A 14,764-nucleotide genomic window follows, 5' to 3' on the forward strand; every position below is an offset into this window, starting at 1 on the left:
ATCACATCTATTCATAAAAAAGTGGGTGTATTAGAGCTCAGCACTTGGTATTGACCTCAACTTAAGTTTAGGTATTAAGCTTGCTTTATTGTTGATTGACCCTAAGGATTAAAGCGAAATGACTACGAATGCACACAGTGTTGACTTGAAAAAATACTTCGAACGTATTGACTATCATCAAAATCCATCCCAAAACCTGCAAACATTGAATGACATACTTGCTCAACATGTCCGAACCTTGCCGTTTGAAAATCTAACCTCCTTTCTTGGAAGTCCGGTAAACATTGATCTGACGGCAATTGAAGAAAAACTCGTACAACAGAAACGCGGTGGGTATTGCTTCGAACAGAATGCCCTGCTGGGTGCGGTATTACGGCAGATTGGCTTTTCTGTTACTGGTCTCGCCGCTCGCGTCTTGTGGCAGACCCCCGCAGGACATGAACCAGCTCAATCCCATATGATATTACTTGTGGAGGTGGGCGAGGTGGCCTATTTGCTGGATGCGGGCTTTGGCAGTAATACTCTCACCGCACCTCTGCGTTTAGATATCAATGCCCCACAAAAGACAGTTCACGGAATCTACCGTCTTACTCGAATAGAGGAAGATTACCTGCTACAAGTAAGAGTCGCGGGTACTTGGCAGTCGATGTACAGTTTTGATTTAAGGCCGCGTACCGCAGGCGATTATAAAATTGCTAACTGGTATTGCTGTACTCACCCGCAATCCCGTTTTGTTGAGCACTTGATTGCAGCCCGCGCATTTCCGGAGGGGCGCCATGCATTATTGAATCGTCAATTGAGTTTCCAGCCTGTTGATGGCCCTAAGAGCGTGATTATGTTGGCCAATATTACTGAGTTAAGAAATGCCTTATTGGAGGTGTTTGGAATCGAGGTGCCGGAGGATTTTAGTACTGAGAAGAAGCTGGCGAGCATCTTCGAGGATATGTCGAAGCCTCTGGGTATTGGCAGCAATGAATTGGTATCCAGTCGAGTACTGTCATGATCCAAGTAGGTGTTGTTTATCACTCGGTTTGCGGAAGCATAAAGGTTCTGGCAGAGGCTATTGTGGAGGGAGCGGATAGTATTTCTGACCAGCAAAGAGTGCTATCCAAGAATCGCGATCCAGGAATTGGTTGATTTAGAGCACGGTTGGCAAAAGAGCAGCCTTTCTAAGCGCCGAGCTCTCTGAGCGAGGTCGGGTGTACCTTCGAGTTTTGGCGAAGATTGTGTGCCGCGAGCTGAATATTGTCAGGGAATTAAAATATCTTGAAACCATCTAGGCCAGCATTTTTCCTCCCAAGCTTGCCGTCATGGAATTTAGCTTCCCTTCAGCAGCCTAAGGCTCCACGTATTGTGCTCCTTAATTACTGCTGCCATATCTAGAGAGTTTATTTCTCCATTATCAACGATTTTCTGACCGTGAATTACCACCGTTTGCGCAGACTGTGGGGCACAGAAGATTACTGCGGCCACGGGGTCTGAAAGTCCACCAGCATAATTGATAGTGTTGAGCTGTAGAGTAAAAAAATCGGCGCAACGCCCAACTTCAAGCGCGCCAATATCAGAGCGGTTTAGGACTTTGGCCCCTCCAAGGGTGGCGAGTTCCAGGGCTTCGCGAGCACTCATCCACTCTGAGGAGCGCAGGGGGTGGGACTGGGAGAGCTGGGAGTAACGATGTGGGCCCTCTGGGGGGCGCAGGCCCATCCTTAGTCTCGCAAGTAGCATTGCCTGGCGAGTTTCCATAAGCATATTGGATGCATCATTGCTCGCAGCCCCATCTACACCGAGGCTAACTTTCACACCGGCAGCCATATAGTCTTTAACGGGTGCAATCCCCGAGGCGAGGCGCATGTTAGAACTCGGGCAGTGGGATATTCCGCACCCAGTGCGTGCGAAAATGTTTATCTCTTCAGAATCAACATGTATGGCGTGGGCGAACCAAACATCGGGGCCTAGCCACCCCATTTCCTCCATCCACTCCAAAGGGCGTTTGCCAAATCGTTCAAGCGTGTAACGCTCCTCATCGAATGTCTCACACAGGTGTGTGTGTAACATGACGCCTTTATCTCGAGCGAGCAGGGCTGTCTCCTTGAGGAGAGCCTCTGAAACCGTAAAAGGGGAGCAGGGAGCCAGGACAATTCGAGTTAGGGCGCCAAAGCTGGCATCGTGATAGCGGTCAATAACACGGATACTGTCTTTCAGTATGAAATTTTCTTCTTCGACACTCTCATCTGGAGGCAGGCCCCCGAGAGACTTACCCAAGGACATGGAGCCACGACTAGCGTGGAATCTCACGCCTAAATCCCGTGCGGCTTCAATATGGATGTCGACCTGGTTACCACTCTTGAATAGGTAGGAATGATCAAACACCGTAGTGCAGCCAGAGAGAATAAGCTCGCCTAAACCAATCAGGGCACTTGTTCGTGAAGCCTCAGGATTAATGCGGGTCCAAATGGGATAGTGCAGCTGTAGCCAGGCAAAAAGATTCTTATTTTGGCAGCAGGGCAGGTTACGGGTGAGTGTTTGGTTGAGGTGATGATGGGTATTCACCATTCCGGGGAGAACGATCTGTCCTGTGGCGTCAATGACCGTATCGGCACTGGTGGGCAGAGACTTGGTCTGGCCCACAGCGGTAATTAGCCCATCTTCGGCAAAAATACCGCCCTTGGTGATTTCACGCCTCTCAGCATCCATGGTTACTAGGATATCGGCATTTTTTAGCAGTAAGGTCTTTGCCATGAGGAATGATTGCGTTCTCTTAAGAGATGTTAGGCCCTCTAATATTAGCTAGGCTCCTCCTGAGCATGGGACAGCCTGTCTTTATCTAGACTCCAGGCTATATATCCACTTGAAAAAAGTAGACCGCCGGCCGCCATATTCATCCCAGTAGAATCCTGTAAAACCTTGCGTTTTCCCTCCTGGATAACCATGAAGTTTGAGCATTTTATCTGGGGTCTTTAGGTCACACCCACCATGCCGCCCCCAGCCCCAGCCGGTTCAATAAAGATAGAGCAGCAATATTTTGAGTATCTGCAACGTTCGATAAAAGAATACACTTATAAAGCCGTTATCATCTTGCCTTTAAATATTTACTAGCAACATCTCCTGAACTCGTTGTCAGGATTGAGGGGAGAAATAAGGTAAGGGGCACCTTAGTAGGTAGGTTGGGAGGAGCATAGTCTTTACTTGAAAGGGTATTCAGGCCATGAACTTGGTGATCTATGCTTCATCGAGCCTTTTTTTCAAGTCGGATTAATGGGTTGAGTGATGGTGTTTTTGCTATAGCCATGACGCTTCTTGTGTTCAACATTCAGATCCCCGATTTGGCCGACATTAAAACGGGGGCGGACTTTCACAATAAAATGCAGGAGCAGGTCCCCCACATATTTTCCTGGTTGTTGAGTTTTGCGATCCTCTGTCGCCTGTGGCTGACCCATAACCATCTGATGTCTGATCACACGTCAAAATCTGCGAGTTTTACCAGCTGGAATTTTCTGCTGTTAGGTGCGGTTGCATTTACACCATTTCCGGCCGGGTTACTGGGGGAGTACCCAGATCAAACCTGGTCCGTGATTCTTCTTTCAATCACCTACGCGGTAGCGGCACTGTCGATTGCGGGTATGTGGTGTATCGCACCGAATCGAGCCAGTGCGGGTGCGCGACGAGTGGTATTGATTAGCCTGGTGATGTTGTTGACCAGTATTTCCGCTAGCCTTCTCGCGGCTCTGAACCCCTTCTGGGGATTGATTTTGTGGATTGTGTATGTACTTGGTATCGCGCCCCTGGCCCATTTCCTGGAGCGCTATGTTTTCCGCGGTGGGGATAAAATTGAAGGCGAGTGAGGGTGTTTTTCCTGTCGGTCAGCTCAGTTCCAGGACCATTTTCAGGTGGGGAATGCCCGCTTCATGGAAAATTTCGCCCTGCGCACTAAATCCGGCTTTCGCATAGAAGCCTTGCGCGTGTTGCTGCGCATGCAAGTAGATATTCGGGTAGCCTCTTTGTTCAGCGTATTCGCAGATGACCTGGAGCAGCTGAGCGCCAAGCCCCTCGCCCCGATCGGACTTACTGATTGCCATGCGTCCGACTTTGCCATCTTTACTCAGTCGCCCGGTGCCTACGGCGCGCTCATTTTTGAAAACCAGGAAGTGTTGCGCATCTCCCTCCTGGTCATCCCACTCCAACTCCGCAGGTACTTTCTGCTCTAGTACAAAGACCGTTTCCCGAATAGCGCGAATAGAATCACTCTCGCTATTCCAATCGGCGGGGCGTACGAGAATTGCCATATTAGAAATCCTCAGGTGGATAGATCAGGGTGCCCTGGGATACCAACTGATCTACCAGTCCATCGGAACCGGCGATCTGCGGGAAGGTTTCGATATCACTCCAGGATATCTTATGGGTGTTAACAAACCGTTCTGCAAAATTCAGCGGGGCAGGGAAGGCTTCACCATCGACAAATAGGGTTGCGGGTTCTCGGCAAAAAGCGGCTCGCGAGGCAGGATTCAGTATCAGTTGTACTCCCTGGGGTAACTGGTCGCGCCAGTCGACGGCATCATCGGCGTCTAATGCCACTGTGTCCGGATACTTCACCTCTGTCATTACGGCTCCAAACCACTGGGCAATCTTTTCCGGCTGCTTTAACCAGGCGCCAAGTTGCTGCTGTAGCCGTGCGACGGAAGCTGGGTCTACTTCGCCCGGGCATTTTGCAGGTTCAGATCCGGCATCGGTATACCGCAGACTGTCTGGTAAACCCATCGCTACTTCCGCAGCGAGGTCCTCGAGAATGACGGCTGCAGACGGGGCACGGAAGCCAATGGAAATGGTGGTACAAGCGCCCTCGGCGATTCCCCAGTGGCTATATTGTGGCGGGAGATAGAGCATATCACCGGGCTCCAAGACCCAGCTGTTTTCCGCATCAAACGCTTTAAGGATATTGAGCGGAGTTCCCTCCACGCGCGGGCTGCTCTCATCCACTTTGGGCCCTTGCTGCCAATGGCGCTTGCCTTCGGCTTGTAGCAGGAATACGTCATAGTGATCGTAGTGTGGGCCGACGCTGCCCTTGTCGGCGGCGTAGCTGATCATAACGTCGTCGAGGCGCCAGTCGGGGATAAAACGGAAGTACTCTTTTAGCTCCGCAATTTCGGAAAGCCATTGATCCACCGCCTGTACCAAGAGTGTCCAGTGTGTTTGGGGCAGGGAAAGAAAGTCCTCTTCTGTAAAAGGGCCGGTTCGCAGCTCCCAGGGGCCACTCTCACCATTTTCCAGGACTAGGCGCGATTCCACCGCTTCTTCCAAAGCCATTCCGGCGAGCTCTTCACCGGATATCGGTGCTTCGAAGTTGGGGAATGCATTGCGGATCAACACAGGCTTTTGTTGCCAGTAATCGCGCATAAACACTTCAATTGGCATATCACCGAGATGGGTAAGGGGGCTGGCCACGGTAATTCTCACTGTCTGATAGGGCTGTGGTTGCTCTCAATATCTGCACAGGGTCATGTCTCAGTACCGAGCAGCGACATGGCAGGGGAGAGAATAAGGGGTTATTAGTAAGCTACCGGCCACAACGGTGTGGTCGGTAGCTCGGCCCGCTTAGATTTTGCGGGCTTGCTCTGTAGCATTACCGATATAGGAAGCTGGGGTCATTTCCAGCAAAGTGCTTTTGGCTTCTGCGGGAATTTCCAAATTCTCGATAAACACTTTCAGGGTTTCCTGAGTGATACCCTGGCCGCGAGTGAGGTCTTTCAATTTCTCGTAGGGTTTTTCAATGTTGTAGCGGCGCATAACGGTTTGGACCGGCTCGGCCAACACTTCCCAGGAATTATCCAGGTCTTCTGCCAGGCGCTCAAGGTTAATTTGCAGCTTACCCAGGCCTTTCATTGTGGCGGCGTAGGCGACTGCGGAGTAGCCCGCGCCCACCCCCATATTGCGCAGCACGGTGGAATCGGTCAGATCCCGCTGCCAGCGGGAAACGGGTAGTTTTGCTGCCAGGTGCTGGAATACGGCATTGGCCAGGCCCAGGTTGCCTTCGGAGTTTTCGAAGTCGATGGGATTCACCTTGTGCGGCATGGTGGAGGAGCCCACTTCGCCGGCAACCACTTTCTGCTTGAAGTAACCGAGGGAAATATAGCCCCAGATGTCGCGATCGAAATCAACCAGAATAGTGTTGAAACGTGCGATGGCATCAAACAGCTCGGCAATATAATCGTGTGGTTCAATCTGGGTGGTGTAGGGATTCCAGGTCAGACCGAGGGAGGTTATGAATTCTTCCGCATTCTTTTCCCAGTCGATGCTGGGGTATGCAGATAGGTGTGCGTTGTAATTACCTACGGCTCCATTGATTTTCCCCAGTAGAGGTACGGCCTGTATCTGGCTGATCTGGCGGCGCAAGCGAGCTACGACATTGGCCAGTTCCTTGCCGACGGTGGTAGGGCTGGCGGTCTGTCCATGGGTGCGGGATAACATGGGCACATCGGCGAAATCTTGTGCAAGACCGGCGATTTTGCCTACGAGTGCATTCATTGCAGGCAGCATCACGTCATCGCGGCCGGCACGCAACATCAGTGCATGAGATAGGTTGTTAATATCTTCAGAGGTGCAGGCGAAGTGAACAAACTCGTTCACTTTCTCCAGTTGTGCATTGCCACTGATTTTTTCTTTTAGGAAATATTCAACGGCTTTAACGTCGTGGTTGGTGGTGCGCTCGATTTCCTTGATGCGTTCGGCATCTGCCAGGGAGAAATCGGCAACAATGCTGTCCAGAAGCTGGATGGCCGTTTTATCAAACGGCTGAACCTCGCTTATTTCTGAATGTGCGGAGAGTTTTTGCAGCCAACGCACTTCTACTTCAACACGGGCACGAATCAGGCCGTATTCACTAAAAATTTCACGTAGGGGGGCAGTCTTGCTCTCGTAGCGACCATCAATAGGGGATACCGCTGTGAGTGCGGAAAGCTCAACTGTCATAGTAAATCTCCGGGATTAGTGTTTTATAGATTCGATCTGTGTGATCAGCTCGTTAGTTGCTTGTAATAGCTTTTTACGCTGAAATAGCAGGTGCAGACGGCGCCCCCCTAATTGTCGCCAAAGGGTGGCTGAGCGAATACCGGCAAAGAGCATGGAGCGGATCTGGTTTGCGATACGCTGCTGCTGCAAATAGTTAAAATCTCCCAGGACCTGGATGCGGAAACGGAAAGTTCCGAGAGTGTCGCTATAGATGCTGGCAAGATTGGAAAATACATTTTCGTGGGTAGGGGTGAAATGTTCAGCCTGGGTCTTGGCTTTATCCAGACGGTTACCGATGATTGAGAGCAATTCCCCCTTCTTGCTTAACTGCCGCTGCAGATAGAGTATCGACAGCGCGTAGCGCAGGCAGTCGGTGTACTCGGGGTGCTGCCTGGACTGCAGCAATTGCCGCGATACCTGTAAGCCAGGCAGCAGATTTTCAGTGCCGTCAAAGACATCTTCGGTGCGATCTGGATTAAGCTGGAAGAGGCTGTAAACCCCAGTTTCCAGCTGTGTCTGGGGCGCGGTGCCGGTTTTGGCCAGTCGCTCCACCAGTGTTGCGGATTGAAAAATTCCGGCCAGCGCCAGTGCCTGATCCCGCCAGTTATTCAAAATTATTCCTTAGTGTTTCTTGTACTTGTCCGGTACGGCGGAGCCAACGCCTGTGGCCTGCTCTATCACTGCACCTCCGAGGCATATCTCACCATCGTACAGTACCAGAGACTGCCCCGGTGTAATTGCGCGCTGTGGTTCGTCAAATTCCACAACGAGATTACCATTCTCCCGAACGTGTACGGTGCAGTTTTGATCTGGCTGGCGGTAACGGGTTTTTGCCTGGCAGCGGATTTGGTCGCTGGGGGCTGCGCCATTGATCCAATGTGTCTGGGTTGCTTTGAGGCCGGTTGCGTATAGCAGAGGGTGATGTGCACCCTGGGCAACAATTAATACGTTGCGCTCGAGGTCCTTCCCGACGACGTACCAAGGCTGCTCACCGGCGCCCTTGACTCCGCCAATGCCCAACCCCTGACGCTGACCGATCGTGTGGTACATCAGACCCGCATGGCGGCCCATTACCTCACCTTCGGGTGTCTCCATGGCGCCGGGTTGGGCGGGTAGGTACTGCTCCAGGAAGTCCTTAAAGCGGCGTTCGCCGATAAAGCAGATACCAGTGCTGTCCTTCTTGTTATGGGTGATAAAGCCATTTTCTTCGGCAATGCGTCGGACTTCAGGCTTTTCCAATTCCCCGAGCGGAAACAGAGAGCGGGTGAATTCCGCCTCTCCCACGGCGTGCAGGAAATAGCTTTGATCCTTGTTGCCGTCGAGCCCCTTAAGCAGGTAAGTGCGACCATCAATATCCCGGCGCCGGGTGTAGTGCCCAGTCGCGATGGCGTCCGCACCCAGAACTTCAGCGTATTCCAGGAAGACTTTGAACTTGATTTCCCGGTTGCACAGGATATCCGGGTTGGGCGTGCGACCAGCTTTGTACTCTGCCAGGAAGTACTCGAATACGTGATCCCAGTACTCCGCCGCAAAATTGGCGGTGTGCAGTTTGATCCCCAGTTTTTCACAGACGGCCTGGGCATCGGCCAGGTCCGCTTTTGCGGTGCAGTATTCGGTGCCGTCGTCCTCATCCCAGTTTTTCATAAACAGACCCTCCACCTGGTAGCCCTGCTGCATCAGGAGGAGAGCGGCCACAGAGGAGTCCACACCGCCGGACATACCGACGATGACGCGTTTTGGCTGTTTGTTGTGCGGAAAATCAGGCATAAGAAGGACAGTCATTACTTCACTGGGATGGAATGGGGGCGAATTTTACCTGTGAATGGCCTCTCTGACCAAGGCCGCTTTAATCTTTGGTTATTGCTTAGTACCTCGGCGCGGGCGATTGCGCCTTTGGGGCGGCTTCGATTTGGGGTTGGGCTTTGGCCTGGGGGGACTGGGGGCTTCCTCCATTCGATAGCTTCCTGGCTGCAATGCGTCGAGCTTCCAGTGGCCGATTGCCATGCGAACTAGGCGCAGGGTGGGGAAGCCGACAGCCGCAGTCATGCGTCGAACCTGTCGATTGCGCCCCTCATGGATTGTGAGTTCCACCCAGCTGGTGGGTATAGATTTGCGCTCGCGAATCGGTGGGGTACGTGGCCACAGGTCGGTGTCGATGAGTCGTCGGGCCATTGCTGGAGCAGTGAGGCCATCTTTCAGGTCGACACCGCGGCGCAGAAACATCAGGGCGTCGTCGGTAATATCTCCCTCTACCTGAGCCCAATAGGTCTTGGCCATCTTTCTTTTCGGATGGCTGATTTGATGTTGTAGCGCTCCATCATCGGTCAGTAACAGCAGGCCTTCAGAATCATAGTCGAGTCGGCCGGCGGCATAGAAGCCTTTGTGAGGGATATAGTCCGCCAGTGTGGCGCGCCCCTGGCCGTCTGTGAATTGGCTTAACACGCCAAAAGGTTTGTTGAGGAGAATAATCTTAGTCATAAGAAAAATTGAGTATTGTAATCCAACTACAAAAATTAGCCGATGCTGCTATAATCCCGCCGATTTTTATCCCCGCCCAATGGTCCCGGGGGAGCGGTGCAAGCAACGCTGGACCTAAAAAGTCATAGAATTTTGGGAGTTTACGCAATATGGGTCACATCCAAGTGCCGGCAGACGGCGAAAAAGTTACAGTCAATTCCGACGGTTCGCTGAATGTTCCGAATCGCCCGGTAATTCCGTTCATCGAGGGCGACGGCATCGGTGTGGACATCACCCCGGTAATGCGCAAAGTAATCGATGCGGCTGTTGAGAAGGCTTCTGCCGGCGACAAGAAAATCGAGTGGATGGAAATCTACTGCGGTGAAAAAGCAGCAGAAACCTATGCTGGCGACTGGTTCCCGGCTGAAACCCTTGAAGCGATCAAAGATTACGTTGTTAGCATCAAAGGCCCTCTGACAACTCCAGTTGGCGGCGGCTTCCGTTCCCTGAACGTAGCGCTGCGCCAAGAGCTGGACTTGTACGTGTGTCAGCGTCCGGTCCGCTGGTTTAGTGGTGTACCTTCTCCGGTTAAAGAGCCGAACAAGGTGGACATGGTGATTTTCCGTGAAAACTCCGAAGATATCTATGCCGGTATCGAGTGGAAAGCGGACAGCGATGAAGCGAAAAAAGTCATCAAGTTCCTGCAGGACGAGATGGATGTTAAGAAAATCCGTTTCCCAGAGCACTGTGGCATCGGTATTAAGCCGGTTTCTTCTGAAGGCACCAAGCGTCTCGTGCGCAAGGCTATTCAGTACGCTGTTGACCAGGATCGCGATTCCGTAACCCTGGTACACAAAGGCAACATCATGAAGTTCACCGAAGGTGCCTTCGCCGATTGGGGTTATGAGCTGGCTCGCGATGAGTTCGGTGCTCAACCTCTGGACGGTGGCCCCTGGCACAGCTTCAAGAACCCGAAGACTGGTAAAGAGATCGTTATTAAGGATGTAATTGCAGACGCTATGCTGCAGCAGGTCATTCTGCGTCCGGCAGAGTACGATGTCATTGCTACCCTAAACCTGAATGGCGACTACCTGTCTGATGCACTGGCTGCGCAGGTCGGTGGTATCGGTATCGCTCCGGGTGCGAACCTGTCTGACGACGTTGCTCTGTTCGAAGCGACTCACGGTACTGCGCCCAAGTATGCTGGTCAGGACAAGGTAAACCCTGGTTCTCTGATCCTGTCCGCCGAGATGATGTTGCGTCACCTGGGCTGGAACGAAGCTGCGGACCTGGTTATCAAAGGTGTAGAGGGTGCTATTGAAGCCAAGACGGTGACTTACGATTTTGAGCGTCTGATGGATGGTGCTGAATTGAAGTCCTGCTCTGCGTTTGGTGACGAAGTTATCAAGCACATGGCCTAAGTGGCAAATACAGGGCCGGGTCGTACGATCTGGCTCTGACCCAAAAAAGCCCTTTGCTTTGCAGCGAAGGGCTTTTTTGTTGGTGCGCTGAGATCATTTGGCTGCGCAGAGCGTTAGTCGAGTACTTCGGCCTCTTTTTCTCTGATGTTCTCAGCGTGGGCGAGGTCGGTATCAATGCTGGTATCGGCACTGTGAGCGCCAGTTTCAGCCTCTGCGGACACTGCGGCGGAAATATTTGCAGCGTGATAGCCCTTGTCACCCCTGACGATGTCAAAGGTTACTTGCTGACCGGCTTTCAGGGTTCGGTAGCCTTCCATCTGAATTGCGGAATAGTGCGCGAACAGATCCTCCCCTCCTTCATCTGCAAGAATAAACCCATATCCCTTAGCGTTGTTGAACCACTTTACGGTACCAGTAGGCATAACGAATTCCCTCTAATTGCCTGAGTGGCCGTCCGGCCACCTTACAGAGTTTTTATATTTATTTGACCTGCGGATTAGTCGACTGCAATCCTATCTGCGACTAACGGCTGTGCGCGAGCAGGCACTACCTCTTGTAGTCAACTGGTATGGGAATGTCAAGGAGCCGCTCTCGACGCTGTGATGTCCCTGTGTCGTTGGTCAAATAAGGTTACAATGGCAGGTCGTTGATGGTTGCGAGTGTCGCACTTTCTGAGCTCGATAGAACACATTGATAATTGTTATGAGTATTTTGCAGGTCATTAAACTAGGCTCCGGTAACTCTGGAGAGGACTACTACGATCATGAGGGTGCAGATGGCGAGCTCGCGCTAGAAGAGGCGCCGCCAAAGCTGAAGCGCCCCCCTATGTATAAAGTCATCATGCTGAATGATGATTACACCCCCATGGACTTTGTTGTGGAGACTCTGGAGTTATTTTTTGGGGTTAACCGGGAGCGCGCCACACAGTTGATGATGCAAGTACACATGCGGGGAAAAGCAGTGTGCGGTGTCTATACTCGGGATATAGCGGAGACAAAGGCTGCACAGGTCAATCAGTTCGCTCAGGAGAATGAACATCCACTGCTGTGTGAAATTGAGGCGGACGAGAGTAAAGACGATTGATTTTTAATAGAACCGCTTTATTAGAAGGGCCCCGTCACCTGAAGGGAGTCAGCCAGGAGATAGACGCCGGCAAAGGGTGCGCGCCTACCAGCGGAGTCGGCGGGAAATATTGGCGATTAGGGTTTGAGGTTTAAATGCTCAGCAAGGACTTAGAGGTAACGCTCAATCTGGCGTTCAAAGGTGCGCGAGCGAAACGGCACGAATTCATGACTGTGGAGCACCTGCTACTAGCGCTCCTGGATAATGAGTCAGCCGCTGACGTGTTGCATGCCTGTGGAGCCGACCTGAGTGCATTGCGCCGCGAACTATTGGAGTTTGTGGATTCCACCACGCCATTGATCCCGGAGGCCGACACCGATCGCGAGACCCAGCCCACACTCGGTTTTCAGAGGGTCCTTCAAAGGGCCGTTTTCCATGTTCAGTCCTCGGGCAAAAAAGAAGTGACCGGGGCCAATGTGCTGGTGGCTATTTTCTGTGAACAGGAAAGCCAGGCAGTTTACTATCTGAAGCAACAGAGTGTTGCGCGTATTGATGTAGTCAATTACATCACCCATGGGATTTCCCGTGTCGGATCCAGTGGCAACAATCATCATCACGGCTCTGACACCGCAGCAGAGCAAGTGGAAGAGGAGATTACGACCGGTACTGAGCCCGGAGGTTCGGACCCCTTAGAGAGCTACGCCACCAACCTGAATCAGGAGGCGATCCTCGGTCGTATCGATCCTCTAGTCGGACGTGGCCCAGAAGTAGAGCGAGTCACTCAGGTACTTGCGCGACGCCGTAAGAACAATCCTTTGCTGGTTGGTGAGTCCGGTGTTGGCAAAACTGCGATCGCTGAAGGGTTGGCCAGGCGTATAGTGGATGAAGATATCCCCGAGCCGCTGAAAGATAGCACTATATACTCCCTTGACCTCGGCTCTCTTCTCGCTGGAACCAAGTACCGCGGCGATTTTGAAAAGCGCTTTAAGGCCCTGTTGGCAGAGCTAAAAAAGCGTGAGCACGCGGTTCTGTTTATTGATGAAATTCATACGATTATTGGAGCCGGCGCAGCATCTGGTGGCGTTATGGACGCCTCCAACCTGCTCAAGCCGCTACTTTCCAGCGGCCAGCTTCGCTGCATTGGCTCCACCACTTTTACTGAGTATCGTGGCATTTTTGAGAAAGATCGCGCGCTTTCTCGTCGTTTTCAAAAAATTGATGTCAGTGAGCCCTCCGTAGAGGAGACCGTGCAGATACTGCAGGGCCTCAGGAGTTGTTTCGAAGATCACCACAAGGTTCGCTTCACAGACGCGGCCCTTGACGCAGCAGCTCAGCTTTCCAGTCGTCATATCACCGAACGTTTCCTGCCGGATAAGGCGATCGATGTGATTGATGAGGCGGGAGCCTACCAGTCTCTGCTGCCACTTGGAGAGCGTACAGAGGTGATTGGTATCGGTGAAATTGAGGCTGTGATTGCCAAGATGGCCCGAATTCCCGCCAAGAGTGTCTCCGCATCGGATAAAGAGCAGCTGGCGAGACTCGATGACAATCTCAAGATGGTTGTATTCGGCCAAGACAGAGCCATTGAGGCCCTGAGTACGGCAATTAAGCTCAGCCGTGCTGGGCTCGGTGCGGAAGAGAAGCCCATTGGCTCCTTCTTGTTCTCTGGCCCAACTGGTGTCGGCAAGACCGAGCTGTGCCGCCAGCTGGCCAAGGTCATGGGCATCGAGCTGATCCGCTTCGATATGTCCGAGTACATGGAACGACATACAGTTTCCCGGCTGATCGGTGCACCTCCGGGTTATGTTGGCTTTGATCAGGGCGGGCTTTTAACCGATGCGGTGACCAAGCATCCGCACAGTGTGGTATTACTCGATGAGATCGAGAAGGCCCACCCGGAAGTCTTTAATCTGCTTTTGCAGGTGATGGATCACGGAACCCTGACAGACAATAACGGGCGCAAGGCGGATTTCCGCAATGTGATCCTGATTATGACTACGAATGCCGGGGCTGAGCTGATGAGTCGTCGATCGATCGGCTTCTCCAGTCAGGATCACTCTTCCGATGGTATGGAGGAGATTAAAAAGATGTTTACCCCGGAGTTCCGCAACCGTCTCGACAGCATTATCCAGTTCGGCTCCCTACCGTTGGATGTGGTTAAGACTGTGGTCGATAAGTTTATCGTTGAGCTGCAGGCACAGCTGGACGATTCCCGTGTGACTCTGATCGTGGATGATGAGGCGCGCGAGTGGCTGGCGGTTCGTGGTTACGATGAGAAGATGGGGGCCCGTCCCATGTCTCGCTTGATTCGGGATAAGCTGCGCAAACCTCTAGCGGAGTCTGTTCTGTTTGGGGAGCTGGCAGAGGAGGGTGGTCGTGTCGTGGTGGTGATAGAGAATGATGAGCTGTCGATACAAACGGCGGTGCCCGCCTGAGCAGGTACGAAAGCCCACCAAAAAAGCCACCTTACGGTGGCTTTTTTGTATCCCGGCAAATTACCCCTGAAGGTATCTGCCTGGCGAGCTAATTAGCGAGCGCGGTAAGTAATGCGGCCTTTGCTCAGGTCGTAGGGGGTAAGTTCCACCTTGACCTTGTCGCCAGTGAGAATGCGAATGTAGTTTTTGCGCATTTTTCCTGAGATGTGCGCAATGACCACGTGTCCGTTTTCCAATTTTACTCGGAAAGTGGTGTTTGGCAGGGTGTCGACCACCTCACCTTCCATTTCAATATAATCGTCTTTTGCCATGCGGCAGCAACCTTCAAATAACTTGATCAGACCTTTACCCCGGAGGCAATCTTGCCTAGCCGCGGCTCGACGGGCG

The 14,764-nt window shown here is 52.3% G+C and carries 14 protein-coding genes; 5 read left to right on the plus strand and 9 right to left on the minus strand.

Features of this window, described 5'->3' with window-relative positions; translation table 11 throughout:
* The first annotated feature begins 118 nt into the window (after positions 1–118).
* Positions 119–1,003 (plus strand): arylamine N-acetyltransferase, encoded by an 885-nt coding sequence (locus tag Q1A69_RS03365; RefSeq protein WP_299581113.1) that lies wholly within the window; start codon positions 119–121, stop codon positions 1,001–1,003.
* Between the two features lie 314 nt (positions 1,004–1,317).
* Here the strand turns inward: Q1A69_RS03365 and Q1A69_RS03370 are convergent, their stop codons facing one another.
* Positions 1,318–2,739 carry an 8-oxoguanine deaminase gene (locus tag Q1A69_RS03370; RefSeq protein ID WP_299581116.1) on the minus strand — a complete coding sequence of 474 codons (1,422 nt, stop codon included), beginning with the start codon at positions 2,737–2,739 and terminating at the stop codon, positions 1,318–1,320.
* 521 nt (positions 2,740–3,260) lie between these two features.
* Between Q1A69_RS03370 and Q1A69_RS03375 the strand changes: the two genes are divergently transcribed.
* Positions 3,261–3,842 carry a TMEM175 family protein gene (locus Q1A69_RS03375; RefSeq protein WP_299581119.1) on the plus strand — a complete coding sequence of 194 codons (582 nt, stop codon included), beginning with the start codon at positions 3,261–3,263 and terminating at the stop codon, positions 3,840–3,842.
* Positions 3,843–3,860: 18 nt separating this feature from the next.
* Here Q1A69_RS03375 and Q1A69_RS03380 read toward each other — a convergent pair whose 3' ends face one another.
* The 6 genes from Q1A69_RS03380 to Q1A69_RS03405 form a co-directional block, all read right to left on the minus strand.
* Positions 3,861–4,283 (minus strand): GNAT family N-acetyltransferase, encoded by a 423-nt coding sequence (locus Q1A69_RS03380; protein WP_299581122.1) that lies wholly within the window; start codon positions 4,281–4,283, stop codon positions 3,861–3,863.
* A 1-nt stretch (position 4,284) separates the two neighbouring features.
* Positions 4,285–5,439: a cupin domain-containing protein gene (locus Q1A69_RS03385; protein ID WP_299581125.1), complete on the minus strand. Its 1,155-nt coding sequence runs from the start codon at positions 5,437–5,439 to the stop codon at positions 4,285–4,287.
* A 150-nt stretch (positions 5,440–5,589) separates the two neighbouring features.
* Positions 5,590–6,963: an adenylosuccinate lyase gene (gene purB, locus Q1A69_RS03390; RefSeq protein ID WP_299581128.1), complete on the minus strand. Its 1,374-nt coding sequence runs from the start codon at positions 6,961–6,963 to the stop codon at positions 5,590–5,592.
* 15 nt (positions 6,964–6,978) lie between these two features.
* The gene (gene hflD, locus Q1A69_RS03395) at positions 6,979–7,617 is read right to left on the minus strand and encodes a high frequency lysogenization protein HflD (RefSeq protein WP_299581237.1); all 639 of its coding nucleotides are present in this window, start codon (positions 7,615–7,617) and stop codon (positions 6,979–6,981) included.
* A 6-nt stretch (positions 7,618–7,623) separates the two neighbouring features.
* Complete coding sequence (gene mnmA / locus Q1A69_RS03400) at positions 7,624–8,784, minus strand: tRNA 2-thiouridine(34) synthase MnmA (RefSeq protein WP_299581131.1); 1,161 nt, start codon at positions 8,782–8,784, stop codon at positions 7,624–7,626.
* Between the two features lie 75 nt (positions 8,785–8,859).
* Positions 8,860–9,480 carry a pseudouridine synthase gene (locus Q1A69_RS03405; protein ID WP_299581134.1) on the minus strand — a complete coding sequence of 207 codons (621 nt, stop codon included), beginning with the start codon at positions 9,478–9,480 and terminating at the stop codon, positions 8,860–8,862.
* Positions 9,481–9,629: 149 nt separating this feature from the next.
* Here Q1A69_RS03405 and icd point away from each other — a divergent pair, with 149 nt between their 5' ends.
* On the plus strand, positions 9,630–10,880 hold the full coding sequence (gene icd, locus Q1A69_RS03410) for an NADP-dependent isocitrate dehydrogenase (RefSeq protein WP_299581137.1): 1,251 nt from the start codon (positions 9,630–9,632) through the stop codon (positions 10,878–10,880).
* Positions 10,881–10,993: 113 nt separating this feature from the next.
* On the opposite strand, the gene cspD is transcribed toward icd, so the two are convergent.
* Positions 10,994–11,302: a cold shock domain-containing protein CspD gene (gene cspD / locus Q1A69_RS03415; protein ID WP_299581140.1), complete on the minus strand. Its 309-nt coding sequence runs from the start codon at positions 11,300–11,302 to the stop codon at positions 10,994–10,996.
* A gap of 280 nt (positions 11,303–11,582) precedes the next feature.
* Here cspD and clpS point away from each other — a divergent pair, with 280 nt between their 5' ends.
* Together clpS and clpA are read left to right on the plus strand one after the other, a co-directional pair.
* A complete protein-coding gene (clpS, locus tag Q1A69_RS03420) occupies positions 11,583–11,963 on the plus strand; it encodes an ATP-dependent Clp protease adapter ClpS (protein WP_299581143.1) in 381 nt (126 codons plus the stop codon).
* Between the two features lie 134 nt (positions 11,964–12,097).
* Entirely contained in the window at positions 12,098–14,377 is a 2,280-nt protein-coding gene (clpA, locus tag Q1A69_RS03425) for an ATP-dependent Clp protease ATP-binding subunit ClpA (RefSeq protein ID WP_299581147.1), read from the plus strand.
* 92 nt (positions 14,378–14,469) lie between these two features.
* On the opposite strand, the gene infA is transcribed toward clpA, so the two are convergent.
* Positions 14,470–14,688, minus strand: a complete 219-nt coding sequence (infA, locus tag Q1A69_RS03430) for a translation initiation factor IF-1 (RefSeq protein WP_252465869.1) — start codon at positions 14,686–14,688, stop codon at positions 14,470–14,472.
* Positions 14,689–14,764: the final 76 nt, after the last annotated feature.

The sequence above is a fragment of the uncultured Microbulbifer sp. genome, from assembly GCF_947498635.1.
Lineage (GTDB): Bacteria > Pseudomonadota > Gammaproteobacteria > Pseudomonadales > Cellvibrionaceae > Microbulbifer > Microbulbifer echini.